Genomic DNA, 7,772 nt, shown 5'->3' with positions numbered 1-7,772 from the left:
AAGTGCGCCCTTCGGGAAAACCACGATAGCATGGGCTGTCTTGAATTTCAATTCAAACAGACCTATGCTTGAGGGGGATTCCTTGAGATGGTGATGGTATGAGTGTTGAAACTTTAGAGCAAAAAATTGCAAAGCAAGAAGAACGATTAAGACAACTAAAAGCACAAAAACAAGCTATTGCTGCTCGTGAAAAAAAGAAAAATTCTGATCGACAAAGAAAAGATGATACTAGACGTAAAATTCTACTGGGGGCTTGGGTTCTAAACAAACTGAAAAATGATGAATCTTTTAAGGGTCAACTAACCGATTTTGAAAAGTTTTTAAGCACGGAAAGTAAGACTGAAGAAAATAGGCAGAAAGATAAAGATCTTTTTAATGGCGTTATATGGAATAACACCTAAATTTCGCATATGAGATTTTGTATTAAATAAAAAAACAATCCCCTAAAAATAGGGGATCTTGTTAGTAATGGAATCGACATTGAATTATAGAGATTCGTTCATCTGTCACTTCATAAACTAATCTATGCTTTTCATCAATCCTACGACTCCAAAATCCTGAAAGATTAGCTTTTAAAGGTTCTGGTTTTCCTGTTCCTTCAAAAGGTGTTCGCTGACATTCTTTGATTAAGGTATTAATACGCTTAAGTATCTTTTTATCCTGTGTCTGCCAATAGATATATTCATCCCAGGCATTATCAGTCCATTCGACGTTACGATTCGTCATCCTCAATCAACTCTCTGTGTTTTGTTTTCCCTGCACGTAATTGAGCAATTGATTCATTTAAACGACTTGCATTATTTGGAGATGAAAGGAGATATAACGTTTCCATTAAGCTATCGTAATGATCTTGTCCCATTACTACAGCATGGCCACCTTCTTTTCTTGTAATAAAAGCAACGTCTACATCATCAATTACTTTATCTAAAACAGATTTTAAATTGTTACGTGCGTCCGTATATGTAAATACATGCATATATCTATCCCTCATAGGGTAAGCTGCGTCAAAACGCTGCTAGCTAGACTACCTAGGCGGTAGTGATTGAAACTTTACAATCCTAAATGTACAGAATCCTGTACATATTGTCAATTTCGTATAACCGCCATTATGTTAAATGGACATAAATCAATTCTAAAATTATCTATGATAATTCTATACTTTTACTTCGATACTGCGGTTAGGGTGGATAGAAAAGAGTCTAACTGCTATCATTGCCCCCGAAATCCTCCAAAAAATAGATATCTTTCTTAATATGACACTTACGCCACCATAAGTTTATTTACCTCTTAATTCAGTAAATAACTCATCACTGTCTAGTGATGTGGTGTAGTAGCTTGTGTGTCATATATCACATCACTAGCCTTTCCTAAAATTTAAAAAAATAGGCTATTTTCATGTTATCCACTATTCGAGAACAATGGTTCTCCAATATTCGCGGGGATGTTCTTGCGGGTATTGTTGTTGCTTTGGCTCTAATTCCTGAAGCAATTGCCTTCTCCATCATTGCAGGTGTCGACCCTAAAGTCGGGCTATATGCTTCATTCTGTATTGCAGTCGTGATTGCTTTCGTAGGTGGTCGCCCTGGTATGATTTCTGCTGCAACTGGTGCAATGGCTTTATTAATGGTCACACTGGTTAAAGAGCATGGTCTGCAATACTTATTAGCAGCCACAATTTTGACAGGATTTATTCAAATCCTAGCAGGTTATCTAAAATTAGGTGCTCTGATGCGGTTTGTATCAAAGTCAGTCGTGATTGGCTTTGTGAATGCCTTAGCTATTCTAATTTTTATGGCTCAATTGCCTGAACTCACCAATGTGACATGGCATGTCTATGCGATGACAGTTGGAGGTTTAGCTATTATTTATCTATTCCCTTATATCCCAGTGATAGGGAAGCTTTTACCCTCTCCTCTCATTTGTATTGTCCTCCTTACGCTCTTTGCCTTGTTCATTGGTTTAGATGTAAGAACCGTAGGCGATATGGGGCAATTACCAGATACGCTACCAATTTTCTTACTTCCTGATATTCCTTTAAATCTTGAAACTTTAGCTATTATTTTGCCTTATTCACTGGGATTAGCAGCCGTCGGTTTGCTTGAATCTATGATGACCGCAACAATTGTGGATGATTTAACCGATACCAATAGTGATAAAAACCGTGAGTGTAAAGGACAAGGTGTTGCCAATGTCGCTTCTGGCTTCTTAGGCGGAATGGCAGGCTGTGCCATGATTGGTCAATCCATTATTAATGTGAAATCTGGTGGACGTACCCGTTTATCATCATTTAGTGCTGGGGTCTTCCTGTTAATTATGGTGGTGTTTATCAGTGACTGGCTCAAAGTCATTCCAATGGCTGCACTGGTTGCGGTCATGATCATGGTAGCAATCGGAACATTTAACTGGGATTCATTACGAAATATTCGCCAATATCCAGTTTCTAGCAATATCGTGATGATCGTTACAGTCGTCGTGGTCGTTGCAACACATAACTTGGCTTATGGCGTATTAGTCGGTGTACTTCTTTCTGCATTATTTTTTGCCAATAAAATTGAACGTTACATGGCAATTCAGTCCGAATTTAATGAACCTGAAAATACCCGTATTTATACGGTAACAGGTCAAGTGTTCTTCAGCTCAGCAGATAAATTTACTTCTGCATTTGATTTCAAAGAAGCACTTTCAAAAGTTGTGATTGATGTTAGTCAGGCTCACTTCTGGGATGTGTCTGCGGTCGCTGCCGTAGATAAAGTGGTCATTAAGTTTAGACGTGAAGGAACAGAAGTCGAACTTATTGGAATGAATGAAGCTAGTAAAACATTAGTCGATAAGTTTGGTATCCACGACAAACCAGATGCTTTAGATCGCTTAAATAGCCACTAAGAGGGATTAGTTATGTCAAAAATTATTGCATGTATTGATGGATCATTAGTAACAAATACTGTGTGTGATTATGCAGCTTGGTTTAGCGATAAACTTAGTTCACCTATTAAACTATTGCATGTCATTGATAAGCCAAAAGCGAAAGCCCCACAAGATTTAAGTGGTGCAATTGGTCTAGGAAGTCGAGAAACCTTGCTAAACGAGTTAGTTGAACTCGAAGAACGTAAGGGAAAAATTGAGCTAGAGCATGGTCAGATTCTTCTTCGGGAAGCAAAGAATTATCTATTGGAGAAGTTTTCTATTGATGCTCAAAGTTTTCAACGCCATGGCAGTCTTTTAGAAACAATTATGGGAATGGAAGAAGACATTCGAGTTCTTGTTATGGGTAAGCATGGGACTGAAACTGAGCATGATTCCAGTAAAGTTGGAACCCATATTGAAAATGTTGTTCGTGCCCTTCATAAACCCGTATTAATAACATCTGCACTCTTTAGTCCACCTAAGTCTTTTTTAATTGCTTTTGATGGAAGTCAGACTGCACGCATTTGTGTAGAAAAAATTGCCAATAGCCCTTTATTAAAAAACCTGACAGCTCATGTGGTATATGTTGGTAAGCCAAATAGTGATATGACATCTCAAGTTACTTGGGCAAAAGAGCTGCTTGCAAATAATGGTTTTAATGTAATTGATATCGTACTTGAAGGTGATGTCGAGAAATCAATATTAGATTACCAAGAGAAAAACGCTATTGATATGATGGTGGTTGGTGCATATGGTCACTCAAAAATACGCCAGTTTTTTATTGGTAGTACGACGACCAAATTGTTATCAAGCTCTACAAAACCAGTATTATTACTAAGATAATTCTTACAAGATAAAGGGATAGTTTTTAACTATCCCTTTTTTAGAATTTCTAAAATTAACATAATACACCTTATACGAAATGCGTTATAATTATCCTTATAATTCAACGCTGTAGTTTCAATTTTCTAGCCCAGTCGTCAATGACTGGGCTTTTTTTATTACTTTTCACGTTCCACGCCTAGTCTTTAATCAATGTTCCACGATTTTGATTAAATAAACTGAATAATTCAATCTGCAGAATTTAAGCGATTATCTTGAATAAGATCACTCAACTTACCTTCAAGCGATTCGATTTTATATTTCAGAGACAAGATTGAATCTTTTAAACGTGAATTTTTAGGTGCATCCGGATTCTTTAATTGATTAAAAACCTCTAATAATTCGCTGTGATGAGTGCTTAACCTTTCAATGTCACTTTCAATAGCCATTCTTGGTGTCCACAGAGCAAGTAAACTTTGCTCATAATCTTTGAGTTCTTGATGACTCATTGCATCTAATTCAGCCTTAGTTCTCATGGTTTAAAATCCGTCTTGCTATGAAGAGCTTTAAAAATCCGTTTTGTTGTTTCCTCTCTTACACTTTTCGGATCTCGTAAGATGCCACTAATCCAGAGGGCAAATGTCGGGTAGTCTGGGAAATTACTGAGGTCTGATAGCTCAGAAAGTTTAGATAAAATAGTGCTGTACTTGTTAATTTGAGCATCAGATAAATTGCAGAACATATCTATAGTTCTTTGATCTCGCTGAGGCGCTATTAATTTTGGCTTAGGTTTTTCTTTCACTATAAATTTAAAGCCAACTACTGAACGCCCTTTTTTTACATTTTCATAAGTGAGTTCAATATCTGTATTAGTTGTAATCTCATTTAATGAAGGCTTCATTACTCGGTCTTTTAAATTACAGAGTTTGTCATAAGATTTGGGCAAACCCAGCTCATTTTTTATATGTTCTAAGGACATTTCAAATTGTCCCATTGCTTGATGCTTTTTAGCTAAATGATAAAGATCGAATGAGTAATCTTTTTTCAAACTTAGTACGATATCTTTTTTATATTTTGTATAAGGGTTTAATTTATCAAACTCTTTTAACATCAGTAGAACGATTTCAGGGAAACGTATAGCTATCCCTCCGTCTTCATAAGTGCAATCAATCACCCAATTCGACAGCACCTTTTTTCCTCTTTCATTGTTATAAGAGAAATTTCTTTTAAGTAGATTCTTGCTGGCTAGTTCTAACTGCGTATATGCGGAATGCGTTTTAATGCCACATTCTCTAGCAAACTCTTCTGCCGTAATCATAATTCGGTCTTTTTCAGTTGCATCAGTGGTTCTAGCAATTGGGCTAGCAAGTATTAACATTCGTTTTTCATCAATGTTCATACTCTTAAAGCATTCTTGAACATTGTTTTGCATAACAACCCAGCTCAGAGGATATGTTTTTTTATTTTCGTCCATATAACTACAACCCCAAAAAACTAACTAACTACATTGGTATTTATGTAGCTTAAACATACATTGTCGTTTATTTTTTGACTACTATTTTTGTAGTTTTTTAACAAAACTACAAACTTTTTCTTGTAGTTTAATGTCCGGTAAAAGTAGTTTCTATGTCCGGTAAAAGTAGTTTTTTAAGTCCATTTTGTCCGGCATTTGTAGTTTAATGTCCGGTAAAAGTAGTTTTTTAAAGTCTGAAAGCATTGCTAGGCGTGGTTTATAGGGGGGTCTAAAAGCTTTTAAAAGCTTTTTAAAAGAATAAAAGGGAATTTATTTCCAAAGTGAGTTATTAAAACTGCCCTTGGTACTCGCTAAAGCTCGTACTCTATTGAAGCTCGTTTCACTCGCTTCGTGGGGGGCAGTTTTTTGCATATATGATCAAGGATTCAAAAAGCAAAACATGAATAATGCATTCGCTATGCTCATGCTTTTTGACGAGCAAAAGCATCAATACTTCGCTCGTAGACACTCGCTAATCACTGTCCCCAGTAATTCAATAAAAAACGGTTTTTCAGAGGGGGAATAAGCAAACTTTCGTTGTGTCGCTCGTAGATACTCGCTAAAAGGCTCTCATTTGCGTTCTAAGCGATTTTATTTTTATCAACTATAGTTTTACTGTATTTCTATCAAAAGTCGCTAAAACCCCCGTTTTTTTGCGCTTAAATGGGATTTCTAAGGCGTGTAGTCATGGTTATTGTCATTTTCTGGCTTTTTAGGCTCATTTCTCTGCTGTTTTTCTTGTTCTTGGCGTCTTACAAATGCCAAATGTTCTTGTTGCTCTCGTTCTTGTGCATAGCGTTGTTCTTGTTGCTCTCGTTCTTTACGTAACTGCTGTTCTCTAGATTCACGATCTTTTCGGTCGTTTTCGAGCTGTATTGCTCTTTTTTGGGAAAACTCTTGCTGCGCTTCGGTCTCAATTTTTTTTGTAAAAGCCGCATGCAATTCTTGGATTTTTAGATCTTCCATTTCTTCTGCATATAGTCGCTTTTGTTTTTCACCATTTTGAGGACTAAAGTATTTATTTCCATAGTTATCTTCTTCAAATATATAACTATTTATGATCTCCAGTCTTTGATCGCGTACATACTCTTGATACTCAGTTTCTCTGCGTGATATTTCAGAAATTTGATGATCTATATTTGAAATTTGATCATTAAGTTTTCGTTGTTTAACAGTGATGTTCGGTTCGTCAAATTTTGCAAAAGACTTTTTAGGCTGGAGCAGCTGATTTTCTTCTGTCCATTTATTTAAATGATCAGAATATCTCTCTTTTTTTTCTATTTCACTAAGACCAGAAATATGCTTTTGGATGTCTAGTTGGGTGTTGTGTTGGTCGATCAGGTCATTTATTTGATTGATCCATTTTGTTTTAAAAAATAAAGGCTCTTTTTTGCGTAGTTCTGATATTGCAGAACTCATCGTGTCTAATTTTGTTGTTAATTTTGATAATTCTTCATTTTGGAATTCATAAAGTTTCTGAGAAGTTTTTTCTGAATACTCAGCTTGAGAGTATTGAAACTGAAGCTCACTTCGTACTTTTTGAACAAGATCCTCAGATACTTTGATGTTTTCATCCAGTGCGATGACCTTTTTGATTTTTAAATTACGTAGCTTAATTTCATCATTTTTCAGACTAATTTCTGTAAATATCCCTCGTCTCCGGAGGTATGTCGCTTGAGGACCTTCGTGCTGAGTTGCTTCTAGGTCACTTTCCTGGTCTTCATAACTTCTGTGATCGACACGTTCATCAAATCCATTTTGTTCCAGGTGATGATTGCATAACTCTGCAAATGATTCTCTCCAGTGGCTTACAGTTTCTGTGCCATTGTCACGACTGAAGTCCCTATATTTTTTTGCTGAAAAGCCACCCTGCTCATTAATACTTCGGGTTGTGAACATGATGTGTGCATGGTAGTTGCGTTCATCACTTCCACTGTCTGTATGAGGTGCATGAATAGCAGCATCAACGATGACACCGTATTTTTTAACGAGGTTTCGGCAAAGTTCATTGAGCATATTTTCACGCTGTTCAGCGTTTAACTCACTGGGAAATGCAATCTCAAACTCTCTTGCAAGTAATGCATCTTTTCTACGTTCAACCTTTTCGACTTCATTCCAAAGTGTTTGGCGCTTGAGTAACTCAGTATTTGTATTTTCAGGTGCATAGATTTTTGTAAATTCGACACCAGTTTTTCTTGTGTAGTCTTGTTCTTTTCCATAAAAATCGCATACCAATTTTTCACTTGAACGATATGCAGCACAAGCAACGGCCGATCGTCCATTACCTCTACTAATCGTTTTAACTGAAAAATGATATATCGCCATTTTGCTTTTGCTCTTTATTTCGATTTATCGAAATTACCAACATGTATATGTTGGTCAGGGGATTACAAAGGGGATTTACCCCTTGTCGCACCATTGGATGAAATCCAATGGCTAAGTGCGCCCTTCGGGAAAACCACGATAGCATGGGCTGTCTTGAATTTCAATTCAAACAGACCTATGCTTGAGGGGGATTCCTTGAGATGGTGAT

At 36.6% G+C, this 7,772-nt stretch carries 8 protein-coding genes; 3 read left to right on the top strand and 5 right to left on the bottom strand.

Annotated elements, in window-relative coordinates; translation table 11 throughout:
* Positions 1-98 precede the first annotated feature (98 nt).
* Complete coding sequence (locus F960_RS20245) at positions 99-401, top strand: hypothetical protein (protein WP_000110201.1); 303 nt, start codon at positions 99-101, stop codon at positions 399-401.
* A 61-nt stretch (positions 402-462) separates the two neighbouring features.
* On the opposite strand, the gene F960_RS20240 is transcribed toward F960_RS20245, so the two are convergent.
* On the bottom strand, positions 463-726 hold the full coding sequence (locus F960_RS20240; RefSeq protein WP_000184943.1) for a Txe/YoeB family addiction module toxin: 264 nt from the start codon (positions 724-726) through the stop codon (positions 463-465).
* Positions 713-976: a type II toxin-antitoxin system Phd/YefM family antitoxin gene (locus F960_RS20235; protein ID WP_000557944.1), complete on the bottom strand. Its 264-nt coding sequence runs from the start codon at positions 974-976 to the stop codon at positions 713-715. The genes F960_RS20240 and F960_RS20235 overlap by 14 nt, the downstream gene beginning before the upstream one ends.
* Before the next feature lie 419 nt (positions 977-1,395).
* On the opposite strand from F960_RS20235, the gene F960_RS20230 reads away from it, so the two are divergent.
* Both F960_RS20230 and F960_RS20225 read left to right on the top strand, forming a co-directional pair.
* The gene (locus F960_RS20230) at positions 1,396-2,883 is read left to right on the top strand and encodes a SulP family inorganic anion transporter (protein ID WP_004870779.1); all 1,488 of its coding nucleotides are present in this window, start codon (positions 1,396-1,398) and stop codon (positions 2,881-2,883) included.
* Between the two features lie 12 nt (positions 2,884-2,895).
* Positions 2,896-3,747, top strand: coding sequence for a universal stress protein (locus tag F960_RS20225; RefSeq protein WP_004870777.1), 852 nt, complete (start codon positions 2,896-2,898; stop codon positions 3,745-3,747).
* Between the two features lie 227 nt (positions 3,748-3,974).
* Here F960_RS20225 and F960_RS20220 read toward each other — a convergent pair whose 3' ends face one another.
* From F960_RS20220 to mobQ, 3 genes are all read right to left on the bottom strand, one after another.
* The gene (locus tag F960_RS20220) at positions 3,975-4,262 is read right to left on the bottom strand and encodes a hypothetical protein (protein ID WP_004870774.1); all 288 of its coding nucleotides are present in this window, start codon (positions 4,260-4,262) and stop codon (positions 3,975-3,977) included.
* Positions 4,259-5,200 carry a replication initiation protein gene (locus F960_RS20215; RefSeq protein WP_020846814.1) on the bottom strand — a complete coding sequence of 314 codons (942 nt, stop codon included), beginning with the start codon at positions 5,198-5,200 and terminating at the stop codon, positions 4,259-4,261. Before F960_RS20215 ends, F960_RS20220 begins: the two co-directional genes overlap by 4 nt.
* 711 nt (positions 5,201-5,911) lie before the next feature.
* The gene (mobQ, locus tag F960_RS20205; protein ID WP_004870770.1) at positions 5,912-7,564 is read right to left on the bottom strand and encodes a MobQ family relaxase; all 1,653 of its coding nucleotides are present in this window, start codon (positions 7,562-7,564) and stop codon (positions 5,912-5,914) included.
* Positions 7,565-7,772: the final 208 nt, after the last annotated feature.

Origin of the sequence: Acinetobacter gerneri DSM 14967 = CIP 107464 = MTCC 9824, from assembly GCF_000368565.1 — a bacterium.
Taxonomy (GTDB): domain Bacteria; phylum Pseudomonadota; class Gammaproteobacteria; order Pseudomonadales; family Moraxellaceae; genus Acinetobacter; species Acinetobacter gerneri.
The sequence above is the reverse complement of the archived record's forward strand: the minus strand, read 5'-3'. Positions and strand labels throughout refer to the sequence as shown.